We start from the raw sequence: 16489 nt of genomic DNA on the forward strand, positions 1-16489 counted from the left end.
TGACCGGCTGGCCGCATCTGGTCGCTTGACCGATGACGCCCGCCAGTTCATCCGCGAGCACAAGGCCGAGCTGCTGCGCGAGCTGACCGCTGCCAACGATCCAGTGCCGCCAGACCCGCTACCCGATGAATTGCGCGAGCTGGTCGGGCTGGTGGCCGCGCTTGAGGGCTGGGGCTGGGACGTACCCGATACGCTCGCCATCATGCGCCGGCAGGTGCTGGTCGACGGCGTGCCGGTGGCCGAGCTGGTCGGTGAAATGCGCTGGCACCTTGAAACCAATCACGGCGAAGCCTGGGCGGAACGGCAGGCGATTCAATTGGAGGGCTGCACCCTATGGCCTTGAACAAAAAGTCGCCGCTCGTGCTGAGCAAGAGGGATGGCGAACGCGAGCAGGATGCAGTCGCCAGATCCGCAGCAGGGCAAGTCAACGCGGCTGCGAGTGCCAACATCCTGGCAGGCCGTCTATTTGGCGAAGGGATGGTTGACTTGCCGGCCAGCGTGCGTGCCATCGAGGCGCTGTGCAACCAAGTGGCTGCCGGCAACCTGACGCCGCTGGAAAAGATGCTGACATCGCAAGCGCTGGTGTTGGATCAACTGTTCGGAGACCTGACCCGCCGAGCGCTGGGGGCGCCGCACCAGAGGGGGCGCGAGGTGGATCTGAAGCTGGCGCTGAAGGCGCAGGCGCAATGCCGTGCGACGGCGGAGGCGCTGGCCGAGATCAAGTTGCCGAAGCCCAAGATTTTCGCCAAGCAGGCGAACGTCGCGCACATGCAGCAAGTCAACAACGCCGCGCCGCCCGCGCGCGGGAGAAAATCCGGCAAGCGAAAAATCGAACTAATGGAGGGCAGTATCAATGAGCAATGGCTGGACACCAGCACGCAGGGCAAAACAGGCCGAGATGATCCGTCAATGGCAACCGTGGACGCGACCAAGCACGGCCAGTACACCCAGGCCGCCAAGGGCGAGCGAGCCGAGCTTCGAGAGTTGCTTCGACGCATGGCAAGCCTGCTGCGCGAGGATTAGCCGCAGATCCAATGAGACCCGCTTCGGCGGGTTTTTTCATACTAAGGCCGTGCACCTGCTTTTTTCATGTAGACAAGCGTGTACACAACGAATGGCGCGCAAAGCTGAAACCATTGCAGGCAAAGGAATCCAGCCACACAGTTGGCATACAAATTCAGAATATCGAATAAGCCAAGCTGTTTTCATATACCCAAAAAAAGCGCCAGTAAGGGCGCTTTTTTATTTCCCGTAAGACAACCGATTCATCACCACCCCAAATAGCGTGCCGAGAAAACACAATATACCCAAACAACGTGAAGTTGCAGATAGGCGGCCAGTGAGTGAATCCTCATGAGCATAGGCAAACGATGTACTTGGGGTGAACGAACCTAGCCAACACCGCTGCTGCTTCAAGTAGGAAGGGTATAAACGTGAACCAACATCAACACTAAAATCTAAGCCAAAACCGCATTTTGACCGCCCGTTTTTTAAAACATTCCCACCCGAGAACATTAATTTTTCTGGCCTCATTCTGCCGGCTATTGAGTTGTAAATTTTGCCGCTACGCCGGAAACACCTTTAATGCAGCAGCACTGCATAGCCCCAGCTTGATAAATAAAGCACTTGGTAAACAGCGTGAGCTAATTAGGCTATTCATCCTGCATAAATCCGAAAATGCGAGCCATTATCAGTCAAATATCGACATGCAGGGTTACAGTCCGACATCAATATTCGCGTGCAGCTAAGCAACCGAGCGCATACATTCTCGCCGTTGCCAACACCGAGCGATCGCCGTGTTCGCAACCTCGCAAGAAGACGTAAAAGTAAGAAGACGTAAGAAGAGCAGTTTTATTTAACAATAATATTTCGCATAAGGCTTCAAAGATGAAAAAGATTTACTTAACCGCCGTTGCCGCCGTATTTAGTCTGTCTTCCGCCATGAGCTTTGCCGCCACTGGCTCAGAGAAAATGCCAGAAAAAGCGCCAGCTCATACGACGCATCACAGCGCGGTGGTAAAACACCACAAAACCGCCACGCATAAAAAAGTGCATCAAGCCAAACTGAATACCGTCGCGGCCAAAAAATAAGCCTCGTGGCTCACGGGATAATTTGACGCCCTGACTTCTTGTTGATGGCACACACTTAAACTACACACTCGCGAAAAAACGATAAGGCGACTCGGCTCATCGGCGCAATCACGCAAGATGAGACTCGATGTGGCCTTTTTTTTGCCTGTCACACCGTCCCTATAATAAAAAAATAGAAAAAAAGCCCCGCCGGGTGGCGGGGAAAAATAGCCTGTTGAATCAGGCCACATACTCATTGGTAGAGATCATGCTCATGGGCGACTGCGCTGCGTGAATAGGGGTCACTCAACACAATCATGTAATGCTGCGCCCGCCGATTGGATCACCTTCTGATACCAGAAGAAGCTGTCTTTACGGATCCGGCGCAAGGTACGTGGCGACTGCTCATCTCGATCCACATACACGAAGCCGTAGCGTTTTTGATAGCCATTGAGCCAACTCAAAATATCGGTAAATGACCAAGCGCAGTAGCCAAGTAGCTGCACACCATCTTGCATCGCTTGCTGACAAGCCAGCAGGTGACTGCGCAAGTAATCGATGCGGTAGTCATCGTGGATCTTGTCATCCGCTTCCAGCTTATCGAACTCACCCAGACCATTTTCGGTGATCATCATCGGCAAGTGATAACGCGAGGCCAAACGGCGCAGCGCGATACGCAGACCGGTCGGATCGATGGCCCAGTCCCAGTTACTGGTCTCCAGATGTGGGTTCGGCGTGGTGCGGTACAGCCCCGGCACACCGCTGGATGGCGTGGTGCCTTTGCGCCCGGTGTTATTGATGCGCTGCAGCGTCTGCCCATCGAGCGGGTTATCGGTATAGGTCAGGGTATAGTAGTAATTGACCCCAATATAATCCGGCTTACCTTCAGCCAATAGCTCTAAATCACCCGGTAAAATCTGCGGCGCTTCACCGCGCTCACGCAGCCACGCCAGCGAAGCCTGTGGATAACGGCCATAGCAATATGCATCCAGCCACCAGTAGTTAGTCATCTCTTCAGCGTTTTCATAAGCCAGAATATCTGCTGGCGCCGCCGAGGCCGGATAGGCCGGCGAATAGGCAAAGCTAGGGCCAATCAAACCGTTCGGCACATACTGGCGAAACGCTTTGATCACGGTGGCATTGGCTAAAAACGCAATATGGTTGGCGGCAAAGAAGCGCTTCCTATCTTGCACCGCTGGCGGATGGGTTCCCAGCAAGTAGGCATTGGTCAGATTGAAATTCTGCTCATTGAGCGATACCCAATATTTCACTTTGTTGGCAAAGCGGCGGTACAGCGTTACGCAATAGTGCTCAAAATCGGCGATGATGCGCCGATCTTCCCAGCCACCGTATTCATCTTGCAGCGCCTGTGGCAGATCCCAGTGATATAAGGTCAGTACCGGCTCAATGCCGTGCGCCAGCAACGCATCAATCAGGCGCTCATAAAACGCCAAACCGGCTTCATTCACCGCACCGCGCCCGGTCGGGAAAATGCGTGGCCAGCTGACCGAGAAACGGTAGGCTTTCAGGCCCATTTCGGCCATCAGCGCCACATCTTCTTCCATGCGATGATAGTGATCGACCGCCACATCGCCATTACTGCCTTGAAACGTGGTACCAGGAATTTTGGTGAACAGATCCCAGACCGATGGCCCTTTGCCATCTTCATTCCACGCCCCTTCCACTTGATAGGCGGCGGAGGCGGCGCCCCACAGAAAATCGGTGGCAAACGGCTGCAGGTGAGAGTGATGCATTCAAAAGCTCCTTGTCACAGTGCGGTCACAGTACGGATCGTGCTTGGCAATAAGCATCGCCCAGACCTACAATTCCGTCCAATGACATTTAATCTGCTTTTTCATTCCACAGAGGAATGATGGGGGAAGCTATGGAACTGCGCGATCTGCGAGCCTTTGTCACCTTAAGCGATGTCCTGCATTTTAGTCAGGCTGCCGAACGGCTGCACATTACCCAATCGGCGCTCAGCAAGCAGATTAAACGGCTGGAGCAAGCGCTCGGCGGCGCATTACTGGCGCGCAGTGCCGGCGCTACCACGCTTACCCCGCTCGGACGGGCATTGCTGGATGAAGCGCGCGACATCGTGCGCCGCAGTGAGCAATTACCGCTGACCGCCCAAGATGTGCTGGCCGGCAACCGTGGCCTGCTGCGAGTCGGCTTTGGTGTAGCGACCAATCGTCTGGTACCAGCGGCGGTGGCGCGCTTTCGCCGTGAGCGGCCACTGGTTAATATTGAACTGCACGATCTGTCCACCCATCACCAGATCTTAGCCTTAAGCGAAAATCGTCTCGATCTGGGGTTTTGTCGTCTACCCGCCCCGCGCGGGTGGTATGCCATGCCGGTGGTGCAAGCCCACTTTGTGGCCGTGCTGCCGGCTGACTACCCGCCCGTCCACGCCTTAGATGAGCTGGCCGCCTACCCGCTGGCGATGTTACGCCGCGATCGCGCGCCTTCTTTTTACGACAACTTGATGCACTATTTGGCGCAAAGCGGGCTGCGTTTTCAGCGCCTGCATTATTTGAATGATTTTGCAGCCGGAATTGCCACCGCCGCCGCCGGGATTGCATGGACTATTTTGCCCTCGTCCACCTTGGTCGATCATCCGGCGGTGCGGGTATTGCCCCTGACCGAGCCTGCGGCGTGCTGGACAATCGGACTCGTCTGCCCAGCTGCGCCGACCACGCCACTGCTGCAAGAATTTTGCCGCACGGTGGCCGAGTTCAGTGAGATCCGCTAACCCATCTCCCCCTCAACGTGGCGCGTACCCAAGCCAGTGTGATGTATCCCGCAGCTTGCACTCGACGCGCCCGATTAACCGCACGAAATGTCGCTTAATTTCACAGAATTTACATTCTGGCTATGATAAGCACGACTCGGTCACAAAATAGAACATTGCGCTTTCAGATTTCGCCCGTGACGCCGCTAGCCAAGATGATCAGTAATCCGTCCGCGCCGTATGCAGGAGCAATCAGGAAGCACGCCTATGAAGACGCTATCACTCAAACACAAAATTCTCCTTTCGGTCACTCTGGCACTGACGCTGGTGATCGCCTTGTTATCTTGGCGCAGCTACTCGGCGCAAAAAGCCATTTTGTTGTAAGATGCGCAAGAGCAAACCGAGCGTCTAGGCATTCAGCAAGCTGAGCGCATTCGCGATTGGCTGTCAGCACGACGTGATGTAATTCAGGCCATGGCCGGTAAAATCTCCGCCCAACCCCTGACGGTACTGCAACAAGCGCAAAACTCCGGTCGCTTCCAGCTCACTTACTTCGGTCAAGCCGATGGCGTGATGCACGATGCCGACCCAACAATCGATCGCAGTCAGTACGATCCGCGCTCGCGTCCGTGGTATCAAGAAGCTAGCCAACAGGGCAAGATGATCACCACCAAACCCTATCTGGGCGTAGCGGCAGAAGGCACTATCTTGACCATTGCCCAGCCGGTTAACACTGGCCTTGTCAGTGGGGTCGTGGGCGGCGATCTGGCGATCAACGCAATCGTGGAAGATATCAGCAAGATGGTGCTGCCGGCCGACGGTTTTGCCATTTTGATGCACAAAGACGGCACGGTGATCGCATATAAAGATGCGGCCAAGGCGATGCGCTCGGCGGCGGAAATCGATAACGATCTGAATAACCAAACCATCGAACAGAGCAAAAACGGCCATACCCTGACGCCACTGTATTTCGAGCAAGAGCAGCGCGATAAGCTGGTGTGGGCTACCAACATTCCCGATACCGATTGGGAGCTGGTGTTGGTGCTGGATAAAGACACGCTGGAAGCGCCGCTGCAAAACCTGCTGTTGACCCAACTGGGACTGGCACTGCTGGTGTTGGTCGGCAGCATCGGGGCTATCTCGTACCTGATTGGCGTGCTGCTCGGCCCACTGGGTAACGTGGCGCGTGCGCTGGCACGCATTGCCGACGGTAACGGCGACCTGACCCAACGCATTGTGGTTAACACCCAAGATGAAGTCGGCCAACTGGCGGACAGCTTCAACCGCTTTGTCGGCAGCCAACATCAACTGATCACCCACATCCGCGCCCTGGCCACCGAATTGAACGCCGATGCCGAGCGTAGCTTGGTCATCAACCAAGAAGCGGTCAGCGAATTACAGCGCCAGCAGCAAGACGTCACCATGGTCGCCACCGCCGTGACCGAAATGGCCAGCGCCACCCAAGAGATTGCCAACAGCGCCGAGCAAACGGCTACCGCCGCTCAGCAATCCACCGCCAGCAGTGAGCAAGGCAAGGTGCTGGTGAATAAGACCCGTCAGTCCATCAATAATCTGGCCGATGAAGTCAGCGAAGCCACCGAAGTGATCGGCGCGCTGAGCCAGCATGCGCAGGCGATTTCCGGTATTTTGTCGACCATTCAAGGCATTGCCGAGCAAACCAATCTGCTGGCACTGAACGCGGCGATTGAAGCAGCGCGCGCCGGAGAGCAAGGGCGCGGCTTTGCGGTGGTAGCTGACGAAGTGCGGGTGTTGTCACGCCGAACCCAAGACTCCACGCAGGAGATCCACTCCACCATCGATACCCTGCAGCAAACCACCGCCCGCGCAGTGAGTCTGATGCAAACCAGTCAGGCACTGGCCGGTAACAGTGTGGAAGATGCCGATGCCGCGGCGCGAGCGTTGGAAGAGATCACTCATGCGGTAGCGCTGATTTCCGATATGGCCAGTCAGATTGCCACCGCCGCCGAGGAGCAAACCCAAGTGACGGGGGAAATCACCCAGAACACCACCGCGATCAAAGATGTGACCGACGAGATCACCGCTGCGGCCATGCGCGATCTGGATCAGGCGCAAGCCCTGAAAGGTCGCGCCAGCAATCTGAGCCAGCAAGTATCGACCTTTATTTTATAACGGTCATTTTATAGCGGTTATTTTATAACTGTTGTTATCACTGCTTTTATCGCCAGAACTTGGCTCTATTAGCGGCATAAATCAGGGCGACCGGTGTCGCCCTGATTTATTTTCTTTTGGCAGAACTCAAATGCCGCTTTGATATTCAACTTCATTCTTATCGCTACAGAACATATCCGATATAACACATCCAAAAATAACCTCCCCCCTATTTTTAGGGTTGGCCTACTTTTAATAACCCACCGACCAAACCACGCAGACAAAAAATAAATTTACCGCCAAGAATTTAATAAAATAGTGCCGAATAATTAATGAGTTAAATAATTATTGGTGTGATAAATGGCCTTGTTTTTGTTAGCGCACCTGTAACCAATGGTATCTAACTACGCCAAACCAATAAAAACAGAAACTGACTTTTTCATTCATCCCGCATTCAGAAAATTGGCGTTATGATTCATTCCATCGTTAAGCAACACCTATCGTTATGACGGATACCGCGTATCCCGCTCACTGAGTTGTTAGCTTAACTTAATTGGCTTAACCATCTACCGAGGTCGTTATGAACAAAATGCTGAAATTCGTATTACCACTGGCGCTGTTTTCTGCTCTGTCTGCGGCCCCGGCCATGGCAGCCTATACCGGTACTCCAGCCGCAGCTCAAGTCAGCGTAAAAGATCTGGCTAACCAGAAAAATGATGCGTGGGTAACCCTGCAAGGCAAACTGGTTTCTCAAGTTAGCCATGACAAATACCTGTTCTCTGACGGCAGCGGCGAAATCCAAGTCGAGATCGATCAGAAAGTGTGGAATGGCGTGAATGCCGGCCCGAACGACACCGTAAAAATTACCGGTGAATACGATCGCGAATGGGGCATGGATAAAAACAAAGTGGATGTGAAATCCATCTCGTTAGTGAAATAATTTTGTTCAGCCACCTAAGCAACGCGTCTTAGGTGGCTGTATTTGCATGCCTAGATGTACCGCCTTCCCTGTATCCCTTTCCGATAACAGTTTCAGATAACCTCTTCAGACAATACGGGTTCACTGGGCACCGCTCTCTATTCACGCAACGCCTCACTCATGAGGCTAACGCAGATCCTGACAATCCTGACGACAGCCTAAGCAATTTGGGCTAAAATGATCGTTTACCCGCCGTCAGTTGCCGCTCGGTTAGCCGTAAAGGCTCCGCCGCACACTGACAGCCTGTCGTCCCGTAATCCCCGGCCTTTGCCCGTATAGCGGCGGTCACCGACTTCACTGCTCGGCACCCGTACCGGGGTACCTGTAACTGGATGCCTGTAACCGTATACCTGCAACTGTATAGTGACATTATGCCCAAAGGTACTCTGTATATTGTTTCCGCTCCGAGCGGTGCTGGTAAATCCAGCCTTATCAATGCATTGCTGAAAACTCACCCAACCTACGACATGCAGGTTTCGGTGTCGCACACCACCCGTGAACCACGTCCGGGCGAGAATAATGGTGAGCATTACCACTTTATCAGCGTGGATGAATTCAAAGCGCTGATTGAGCAGCAAGCGTTTTTAGAATACGCGGAAGTATTTGGTAACTATTACGGTACTTCCCGCCCGACCATCGAAAAAGTGTTGGATCAGGGCATCGATGTCTTCTTGGATATCGACTGGCAAGGTGCGCGTCAGGTGCGTGAGCAAATGCCACAGGCACGCAGCATTTTCATCCTGCCACCGTCACGGGAAGAGCTGGAGCGCCGCCTGCGTGGCCGCGGTCAGGACAGCGATGACGTGATCGCCAAGCGTATGGCCAAAGCGGTCAGCGAGATGTCGCATTACGATGAGTATGACTATCTGATCGTGAACGACGATTTCGATCAAGCGCTGGTTGATCTGAAGAACATTATCCGCGCCGAGCGCCTCAAACGAGAGCGTCAGGGGCTGCGCCACGGTGCGATGATCAGCAAATTGTTGGCAGAGTAAGCTCGGATTGAGTATCATTTCTAGTCATTTGTCTTTTCCCTATTGGATCCATTGGAGTCGTTCATGGCCCGCGTAACCGTACAAGACGCCGTTGAGAAAGTTGGTAACCGTTTTGACCTGGTACTGGTCGCTGCACGTCGTGCGCGTCAGATGCAAACCCAGGGTAAAGATCCGCTTGTCCCGGAAGAGAACGACAAGTACACCGTGATCGCCCTGCGCGAGATCGAAGATGGTCTGATCAACGCTGACATTCTGGATGCCCGTGAGCGTCAAGAACAGCAGGAGCAAGAAGCGGCTGAACTGCAAGCTGTTGCAGCCATCGCTGAAGGCCGTCGTTAATTCTGTTACAGAGTGCGCCTTAAGCCTTGTATTTATTTGAGAGCCTGTACCAAGTTGCACAGCGCTACCTGCCTGAGGATCAGATAGATCGCCTCAGGCAGGCATTTATTGTTGCGCGTGATGCACACGAAGGACAAACCCGCTCCAGCGGGGAGCCTTACATCACCCATCCGGTGGCGGTGGCCTGTATTCTGGGCGAAATGCACCTCGATCACGAAACCTTGATGGCAGCCCTGCTGCATGACGTGATTGAAGACACCGATATTACCCATCAGGATCTGCAAGAGCGGTTTGGCAAAAGCGTGGCCGAGCTGGTCGAGGGCGTGTCCAAACTCGATAAGCTCAAATTCCGCGATAAGAAAGAAGCCCAAGCCGAAAACTTTCGCAAAATGATCATGGCGATGGTGCAAGACATCCGCGTCATTTTGATCAAGCTGGCCGACCGTACGCACAACATGCGCACCTTGGGCTCACTGCGCCCTGATAAACGTCGGCGTATTGCGCGCGAAACGCTCGAAATCTATAGCCCGCTGGCCCACCGTCTGGGTATTCATCACCTGAAGACCGAGCTGGAAGAGCTGGGTTTTGAAGCCCTGTACCCGAATCGTTTTCGCGTCCTCAAAGAGGTGGTGAAAGCGGCGCGTGGCAACCGTAAGGAGATGATCCAAAAGATCTTATCCGAAATTGACGGTCGCCTACGTGAAGTGGGGATCAGCGCCAAAGTCAGCGGACGAGAAAAACACCTGTACTCCATCTACAACAAAATGCGGCTCAAAGAGCAGCGTTTTCACTCGATCATGGATATCTATGCCTTTCGGGTGATCGTCAAAGATGTCGACAGCTGTTACCGCGTGCTCGGTCAAATGCACAGCCTGTACAAACCGCGCCCTGGTCGCGTCAAAGATTACATTGCCATTCCCAAAGCCAACGGCTACCAATCCCTGCACACCTCGATGATCGGCCCGCACGGCGTACCGGTTGAGGTGCAGATCCGTACCGATTATATGGATCAGATGGCAGAGATGGGGGTGGCGGCCCATTGGGCCTACAAACAGCAAGGCGAGTCGGTCTCGACCGCGCAAATCCGCGCCCAGCGCTGGATGCAAAGCTTGCTGGAGCTGCAGCAAAGTGCCGGTAACTCGTTTGAGTTTATCGAGAGCGTAAAATCCGATCTGTTCCCCGATGAGATTTACGTGTTCACGCCGGAAGGCCGCATTGTCGAGTTGCCGGCAGGCTCCACCCCGGTGGACTTTGCCTACGCGGTGCATACCGATATCGGCCACACGTGTGTTGGCGCGCGGGTTGATCGCCTGCCATTCCCGCTGTCGCAAGCCTTAAGCTCGGGGCAAACGGTGGAAATTATCACCGCACCAGGCACCCGACCAAACGCCGCGTGGCTCAACTTTGTGGTCAGCTCCAAAGCGCGGGCCAAAATCCGCCAGATGCTGAAAAACCTCAAACGCGATGACTCGGTCAGCCTTGGCCGCCGTCTGCTCAATCACGCCTTAGGCAGCGTGAAGCTGCAAGATATCGCGCCAGAGAAAGTCAAACGCGTGCTGGATGACCTGAAACTGCACACGCAAGATGACCTGCTGGCCGAAATTGGCCTCGGTAATGCCATGAGCGTGGTGATTGCTCGCCGTTTGCAACAGGAAGTCAGTGAGCCGCAACCGGAGCCAAGCGGAAAAGCCTTACCGCACAAAAAGCTGCCGATCCGCGGTGCCGATGGTATTTTGCTGACCTTTGCTAAGTGCTGCCGACCGATTCCGGGCGATCCGATCATTGCCCACGTCAGCCCAGGTAAAGGCTTGGTGATCCACCATGAGTCTTGCCGCAACATTCGTGGCTATCAGAAAGAGCCGGAAAAATTCATGGCCGTCGAGTGGGATAAATCCGCCGCTAGCCAAGAGTTTATTACCGAGATCAAAGTCGAGATGGTGAACCATCACGGCGCGCTCGCTGATCTGACCGCGGTGATTGCCACCACTGAGTCCAATATTTACAACCTGACCACCGAAGAGCGCGATGGCCGCGTGTACAACATTTTCATCCGGTTAAGCGCACACGACCGGGTTCACTTGGCCAACATCATGCGCAAAATCCGGGTAATGCCGGATGTCATCAAGGTCAGCCGTAACCGTTACTGATTAATCATGACTCCAGAACGTTTTCAACGGATCCAACAGATGCTGGCCTTGCGCCAGCCTGATCTGACTGTCTGCATGGAACAAGTGCACAAGCCACATAATGTGTCGGCGGTGATCCGTACCGCCGATGCGGTCGGCGTACACGAAGTGCATGCGGTATGGCCAGGCGATCGGATGCGCTCGTTGGTGTCTACCGCCGCCGGTAGCAACAACTGGGTGGAGATCCGCACTCACCGCACCATTGGTGCGGCAGTCGGCCATCTCAAAGCGCAAGGCATGCAAGTGCTGGCCACCCACCTGTCCGATAAAGCGGTGGATTTTCGCAGCATCGATTACACCCGCCCAACCTGCATTTTGCTTGGTCAGGAAAAAACCGGCATCAGCGAAGAAGCACTGGCGTTAGCCGATCACCAGATCATCATCCCGATGGTTGGTATGGTGCAGTCGTTGAATGTGTCGGTGGCCTCGGCTCTGATTTTGTACGAAGCCCAACGTCAGCGTCAGCTAGCGGGCATGTATGACAGCAGCGCCGCCAGTCGCCTGAGCGAAGAAGAGCAGCAACGTCTGCTGTATGAAGGCGGCTATCCGGTGATTGCCAAAGTGGCGCGCCGCAAAGGGCTGCCAATGCCGCAGATTGACCAACACGGCGAAATCGTGGCGCCGCCCGAGTGGTGGGCGGCGATCCAGGCGGCGGATAACTAAGTGATGCGCGGGCGTCTGCTCGATGCACTGCCGCTGACCGCCCTGTCTGGGGTGGGCAGCAGCATGGCCGGTAAGCTGGATAAGCTTGGCCTGCACTCGGTGCAGGATTTGCTGCTGCACCTGCCGCTGCGCTATGAAGACCGTACCCGCATCACGCCAATTGCCGGCTTGCTCCCGCTGGTGCATGCCAAAGTCGAAGGTACCATCCAAAGCTGTGAGTTAACCGGTGGTCGGCGGCGCATGCTGCTGTGCCGGATTAGTGATGGCTCTGGCATCCTCAGTCTGCGCTTTTTCCACTTCACCGCGGCGATGAAAAACTCGCTGGCGGTGGGGCGTCGCATCAGCGTCTTTGGTGAAGTTAAACGCGGGCAAATTGGCCCCGAGATGATGCATCCCGAATATCGCCTGTTGGGCGAACAGGCCGATAGCAGTGTCGAAGAGACGCTCACCCCGGTTTATCCGGCGACCGAAGGGCTCAAGCAAGCCAGCTTACGCAAACTCACCGATCAAGCATTAGCGATGCTCGATAGCATCGCCATCCCCGAGTTACTGCCCAACAGCCTCAATCACCGTCAGATGAGCATTGTGCAGGCGTTACACCTGCTGCATCGGCCTACGCCCGATATCAGCGCCGAGGCACTGGAGCATGGCCGCCATCCGGCGCAGCAGCGCTTGATCCTCGAAGAGCTGTTAGCCCATCACCTGAGCATGCTGCAAGTCCGCGCCGGTACCCAAGCGCATCAAGCGCCGAGCTTACCGCCGTGTCAGCAGGCCGCGTTGTATCAACAGTTTTTAGCCGCCTTACCGTTTTCGCCTACCGGTGCCCAACAGCGGGTTGTGCGCGAAATCGCCACCGATTTGGCCAAAGCGCAGCCGATGATGCGTTTGGTGCAAGGGGATGTGGGCTCCGGTAAAACCTTGGTGGCCGCTCTGGCGGCGCTGCAAGCCATCTGCGCCGGTCAGCAAGTGGCCTTGATGGCGCCAACCGAGCTGTTAGCCGAGCAGCACGCCACCACCTTTCGCAGCTGGTTTGAGCCGCTAGGCATTCGGGTCGGCTGGCTAGCCGGCAAGCAAAAAGGCAAAGCGCGAATCGCGGAGCAACAAGCGATCGCTGACGGCGAGGCCATGATGGTGGTCGGCACCCACGCGCTGTTCCAGCAAGAAATTCACTTTGCTCGCTTGGGCCTCATCATCATCGATGAGCAGCACCGCTTCGGGGTGCATCAGCGTCTGACGCTGCGCGAAAAAGGGGCCACTAACGGCCTGTATCCGCATCAGCTAATCATGACCGCCACCCCTATCCCGCGCACTCTGGCGATGACCGCCTATGCCGATCTCGACACCTCGGTAATCGATGAACTCCCACCCGGACGCACGCCGGTCACCACAGTTGCCATCCCCGATACCCGACGCGCCGATATCATCCGCCGCGTCAGCGATGCCTGCCAGCAAGAGCGACGTCAGGCCTATTGGGTCTGCACCCTGATTGAAGAATCCGAGCAGCTCGAAGCGCAAGCCGCCGAAGACACCGCCGCCGATCTGCGCCTGCAGTTGCCGGCACTGCGCATCGGTTTGGTGCATGGCCGCATGAAAGCCGCCGAAAAACAGGCGGTCATGGCCGAGTTCAAAGCCGGCGCGTTAGACTTACTGGTCGCCACCACGGTGATTGAAGTGGGGGTAGATGTCCCGAATGCCAGTTTGATGATCATCGAAAACCCTGAGCGACTGGGCTTGGCGCAGTTGCACCAGTTACGTGGCCGGGTTGGCCGTGGCGCGGTCGCCTCGCACTGCGTACTGCTGTACAAGACCCCACTCACCGCCACCGCGCAAAAGCGCTTGAGCGTGCTACGCGACAGTAACGATGGCTTCGTGATTGCCCAGCGCGATCTGGAAATCCGTGGCCCCGGTGAGCTATTGGGGACTCGGCAAACCGGTTTGGCTGAGTTTAAAATTGCCGACTTGCTGCGCGATCAAGCGCTGATCCCTGAGGTGCAAAAACTGGCCCGTCACCTGCACGAGCGCTATCCCGAGCACGCCGCCGCCTTAATCGAGCGCTGGCTGCCACGGCGAACCGATTACTCTCAGGCTTAACTCGTTTCGCACTGCGGTGTACTCCCGCATGCGCGCCAACTGACTCGCCTGATAGTCCTCTGCGTTCTTGCACTGTATTTCCCGAGATATTCTCTGATATATCCACCGCTATGCAGCCACACGCATGTCACGGCAAAAAAAGTTACCGCCATCACAAGCAAACGTTTGCTTTTTGGCGAAAGCTGGCTAAAATGCGCGCCATTATCTGCTTAACGTGCACGCCAGCCAGTACTGAACTTACGGTTGCTTCCGCTATTACTGGAATAACTTATCGCCGGATAAGAGGAAAAGACGCATGACCTGCCGTCTTGCCCCCCCGACACGATATGAAGGCGCAGACGCCGCACCGATACCGAACGCACGACCACCCGCACGGCGAGCCATCGCCTTGGTCACAGCAGCTAACCGAATCCTTTTACTCTGACATTTTGGAATCAGCATGAGCTCACAAGCTATCGAAACGGAACACCTCGATACCACTCCTGCCAGCACTTCCCGCCGTAATCCGGATCTGGTTTACCGCCTTGACGACCGTCCGCCGCTGCCGCAAACCCTGTTTGCCGCCGGTCAGCATTTGCTGGCGATGTTCGTGGCCGTGATCACCCCACCTCTGCTGATTTGTCAGGCGCTGGGCCTGCCTGCTGCCGATACCCAACGCATCATCAGCATGTCACTGTTTGTCTCCGGTCTGGCCTCCTTCCTGACCATCCGGACTTTAGGCCCGATTGGCTCCGGTCTGCTGTCGATTCAAGGTACCAGTTTCAACTTTTTGGGCCCAATCATCGCCGGAGGCTTAGCGCTAAAACAGGGCGGTGCCGATGTCCCGACCATGATGGCGGCGCTGTTTGGCACCATCATTCTGGCCTCTTTTAGCGAAGTGCTGTTATCGCGCATTTTGCATTTGGCACAAAAAGTGATTACCCCGCTGGTCTCCGGCATTGTGGTCACCTTAATTGGCCTGACCCTGATCCAAGTGGGGCTGGTCTCCATCGGTGGCGGCTATGGTGCGCTCGGCGATGGCAGCTTCGGTAACCCGAAAAACCTGCTGCTGGCCGGTACCGTGCTGGGCATTATCGTCCTGCTCAATCGTCAGCGTAATCCGTACCTACGCGTGGCGTCACTGGTGATTGCCATGGGCGCGGGCTGCCTGCTGGCGTGGGCGCTGGATATGCTGCCAACCACCAGCCACGATGCGCCGCTGCTGATGATCCCGACCCCGCTCTACTACGGCCTGAGTGTCGATTGGAGTTTGCTGCTGCCGCTGGTGCTGGTTTTTCTGGTCACCTCGCTGGAAGCGATTGGTGATATCACTGCCACCTCGGAAGTGTCCGAACAACCGGTGTGTGGCCCGGTCTACCTACGCCGCATCAAAGGCGGCGTGCTGGCCGATGGCTTGAACTCCGCGCTGGCCGGCCTGTTCAACAGCTTCCCGAACTCCACTTTCAGCCAGAACAATGGCGTGATCCAAATGACCGGCGTAGCCAGCCGCTACGTAGGCTATGCCGTGGCCGCCATGCTGGCCCTGCTGGGTCTGTTTCCGGTTATCGCAACCTGGGTGCTGAGTATCCCGGAGCCGGTCTTAGGCGGCGCCACTATCGTGATGTTCGGCTCGATTGCCGCCGCCGGTGTGCGCATCATGGCCCGTGAACAACTGGATCGCCGCGCCGTTCTGATCATCGCTATCTCATTAGCGATGGGACTGGGTGTAGCGCAGCAGCCGCAAATTCTGCAGTTTGCCCCTGAGTGGCTGAAAAGCGTACTGTCATCTGGCCTTGCCGCCGGTGGCCTGACTGCGATTGCCCTGAATCTAATCCTGCCTGCCGAACCACGCTGATCCCATCTCACCGGCCACATCGGTGGCCGGTGTCTGTCACATCCGATGAACGTGATCTGTCTGACAAGTTATTGGGCTACCCTCTAGTAAGGCTGCTCGGAAACAGGCAGACTGCTATATCAGGCAGCCATCTGCTCATGGAGGAGTGATGACCGACAATTTCCGCCTGCTCAATCAGATCCTGCAACAACGCCGCCCAGAAGAGCTGTTATTGCTGGCCGCGTTACTTATCGAGCAAGATATGCTGCATCCGGCCTTACGCTGTCTGGAAAGCGCCCATCAGCAATTAGGACCGGTGCCCGAGCTGTTACAGCACATGGCGCGACTGCGTCAGCGTTGCGGCGGACTGACTATCGATTGGCTGCCCGAGACTGCCACTCCGCTCGCCACCGGCGCGGCCCGCCGTGACGCGGAGAAATGTAACGATCTGCTGTTATCCTGACGGCGGCGATCGTAATGGCTCGGACCCAA

General features: G+C 55.8%; 14 protein-coding genes and 1 pseudogene. 14 read left to right on the top strand and 1 reads right to left on the bottom strand.

Annotated features, from left to right (window positions below):
• From L975_RS18275 to L975_RS00135, 3 genes are all read left to right on the top strand, one after another.
• Positions 1-343 (top strand): hypothetical protein (locus tag L975_RS18275; protein ID WP_047706575.1); only part of this gene is annotated, 343 nt, incomplete at its 5' end.
• Positions 334-1023, top strand: a complete 690-nt coding sequence (locus L975_RS00130; RefSeq protein WP_052181170.1) for a hypothetical protein — start codon at positions 334-336, stop codon at positions 1021-1023. The genes L975_RS18275 and L975_RS00130, both read left to right, overlap by 10 nt.
• A gap of 864 nt (positions 1024-1887) precedes the next feature.
• The gene (locus L975_RS00135) at positions 1888-2091 is read left to right on the top strand and encodes a hypothetical protein (RefSeq protein ID WP_010864929.1); all 204 of its coding nucleotides are present in this window, start codon (positions 1888-1890) and stop codon (positions 2089-2091) included.
• Between the two features lie 281 nt (positions 2092-2372).
• Here the strand turns inward: L975_RS00135 and L975_RS00140 are convergent, their stop codons facing one another.
• The gene (locus L975_RS00140; RefSeq protein WP_047706576.1) at positions 2373-3824 is read right to left on the bottom strand and encodes a glycoside hydrolase family 1 protein; all 1452 of its coding nucleotides are present in this window, start codon (positions 3822-3824) and stop codon (positions 2373-2375) included.
• Positions 3825-3955: 131 nt separating this feature from the next.
• Here L975_RS00140 and L975_RS00145 point away from each other — a divergent pair, with 131 nt between their 5' ends.
• The 11 genes and pseudogenes from L975_RS00145 (at position 3956) to L975_RS00190 (ending at position 16460) form a co-directional block, all read left to right on the top strand.
• Positions 3956-4822 (top strand): LysR family transcriptional regulator, encoded by an 867-nt coding sequence (locus L975_RS00145; RefSeq protein WP_047706608.1) that lies wholly within the window; start codon positions 3956-3958, stop codon positions 4820-4822.
• A 378-nt stretch (positions 4823-5200) separates the two neighbouring features.
• Positions 5201-6088 (top strand): annotated as a pseudogene (locus L975_RS18615) (cache domain-containing protein); the annotation flags it as partial.
• Between the two features lie 159 nt (positions 6089-6247).
• A complete protein-coding gene (locus L975_RS18620; protein WP_255359234.1) occupies positions 6248-6952 on the top strand; it encodes a methyl-accepting chemotaxis protein in 705 nt (234 codons plus the stop codon).
• 559 nt (positions 6953-7511) lie between these two features.
• Entirely contained in the window at positions 7512-7871 is a 360-nt protein-coding gene (locus L975_RS00155; RefSeq protein WP_010864935.1) for a YgiW/YdeI family stress tolerance OB fold protein, read from the top strand.
• 410 nt (positions 7872-8281) lie between these two features.
• Entirely contained in the window at positions 8282-8905 is a 624-nt protein-coding gene (gmk, locus tag L975_RS00160) for a guanylate kinase (RefSeq protein ID WP_010864936.1), read from the top strand.
• 63 nt (positions 8906-8968) lie between these two features.
• Positions 8969-9244, top strand: coding sequence for a DNA-directed RNA polymerase subunit omega (gene rpoZ / locus L975_RS00165; protein WP_010864937.1), 276 nt, complete (start codon positions 8969-8971; stop codon positions 9242-9244).
• Positions 9245-9270: 26 nt separating this feature from the next.
• Positions 9271-11391 (top strand): bifunctional GTP diphosphokinase/guanosine-3',5'-bis pyrophosphate 3'-pyrophosphohydrolase, encoded by a 2121-nt coding sequence (gene spoT / locus L975_RS00170; protein WP_010864938.1) that lies wholly within the window; start codon positions 9271-9273, stop codon positions 11389-11391.
• A gap of 6 nt (positions 11392-11397) precedes the next feature.
• On the top strand, positions 11398-12093 hold the full coding sequence (gene trmH, locus L975_RS00175; protein WP_010864939.1) for a tRNA (guanosine(18)-2'-O)-methyltransferase TrmH: 696 nt from the start codon (positions 11398-11400) through the stop codon (positions 12091-12093).
• Between the two features lie 3 nt (positions 12094-12096).
• Positions 12097-14184, top strand: coding sequence for an ATP-dependent DNA helicase RecG (gene recG, locus L975_RS00180; RefSeq protein ID WP_047706577.1), 2088 nt, complete (start codon positions 12097-12099; stop codon positions 14182-14184).
• A 439-nt stretch (positions 14185-14623) separates the two neighbouring features.
• On the top strand, positions 14624-16018 hold the full coding sequence (locus L975_RS00185; RefSeq protein WP_039046096.1) for a uracil-xanthine permease family protein: 1395 nt from the start codon (positions 14624-14626) through the stop codon (positions 16016-16018).
• 148 nt (positions 16019-16166) lie between these two features.
• A complete protein-coding gene (locus tag L975_RS00190; protein WP_010864942.1) occupies positions 16167-16460 on the top strand; it encodes a hypothetical protein in 294 nt (97 codons plus the stop codon).
• Positions 16461-16489 lie beyond the last annotated feature (29 nt).

Source organism: Plesiomonas sp. ZOR0011 (assembly GCF_000800945.1).
Lineage (GTDB): Bacteria > Pseudomonadota > Gammaproteobacteria > Enterobacterales > CAMTGL01 > Plesiomonas > Plesiomonas shigelloides.

Excerpts from the sequence above, each read along its gene's own strand:
- L975_RS00130 (WP_052181170.1), top strand. The coding sequence starts at position 334 with ATGGCCTTGAACAAAAAGTCGCCGCTCGTGCTGAGCAAGAGGGATGGC.
- L975_RS00135 (WP_010864929.1), top strand. The coding sequence starts at position 1,888 with ATGAAAAAGATTTACTTAACCGCCGTTGCCGCCGTATTTAGTCTGTCT.
- L975_RS00140 (WP_047706576.1), bottom strand. The coding sequence starts at position 3,824 with ATGCATCACTCTCACCTGCAGCCGTTTGCCACCGATTTTCTGTGGGGC.
- L975_RS00145 (WP_047706608.1), top strand. The coding sequence starts at position 3,956 with ATGGAACTGCGCGATCTGCGAGCCTTTGTCACCTTAAGCGATGTCCTG.
- L975_RS18620 (WP_255359234.1), top strand. The coding sequence starts at position 6,248 with ATGGCCAGCGCCACCCAAGAGATTGCCAACAGCGCCGAGCAAACGGCT.
- L975_RS00155 (WP_010864935.1), top strand. The coding sequence starts at position 7,512 with ATGAACAAAATGCTGAAATTCGTATTACCACTGGCGCTGTTTTCTGCT.
- gmk (WP_010864936.1), top strand. The coding sequence starts at position 8,282 with ATGCCCAAAGGTACTCTGTATATTGTTTCCGCTCCGAGCGGTGCTGGT.
- rpoZ (WP_010864937.1), top strand. The coding sequence starts at position 8,969 with ATGGCCCGCGTAACCGTACAAGACGCCGTTGAGAAAGTTGGTAACCGT.
- trmH (WP_010864939.1), top strand. The coding sequence starts at position 11,398 with ATGACTCCAGAACGTTTTCAACGGATCCAACAGATGCTGGCCTTGCGC.
- recG (WP_047706577.1), top strand. The coding sequence starts at position 12,097 with ATGCGCGGGCGTCTGCTCGATGCACTGCCGCTGACCGCCCTGTCTGGG.
- L975_RS00185 (WP_039046096.1), top strand. The coding sequence starts at position 14,624 with ATGAGCTCACAAGCTATCGAAACGGAACACCTCGATACCACTCCTGCC.
- L975_RS00190 (WP_010864942.1), top strand. The coding sequence starts at position 16,167 with ATGACCGACAATTTCCGCCTGCTCAATCAGATCCTGCAACAACGCCGC.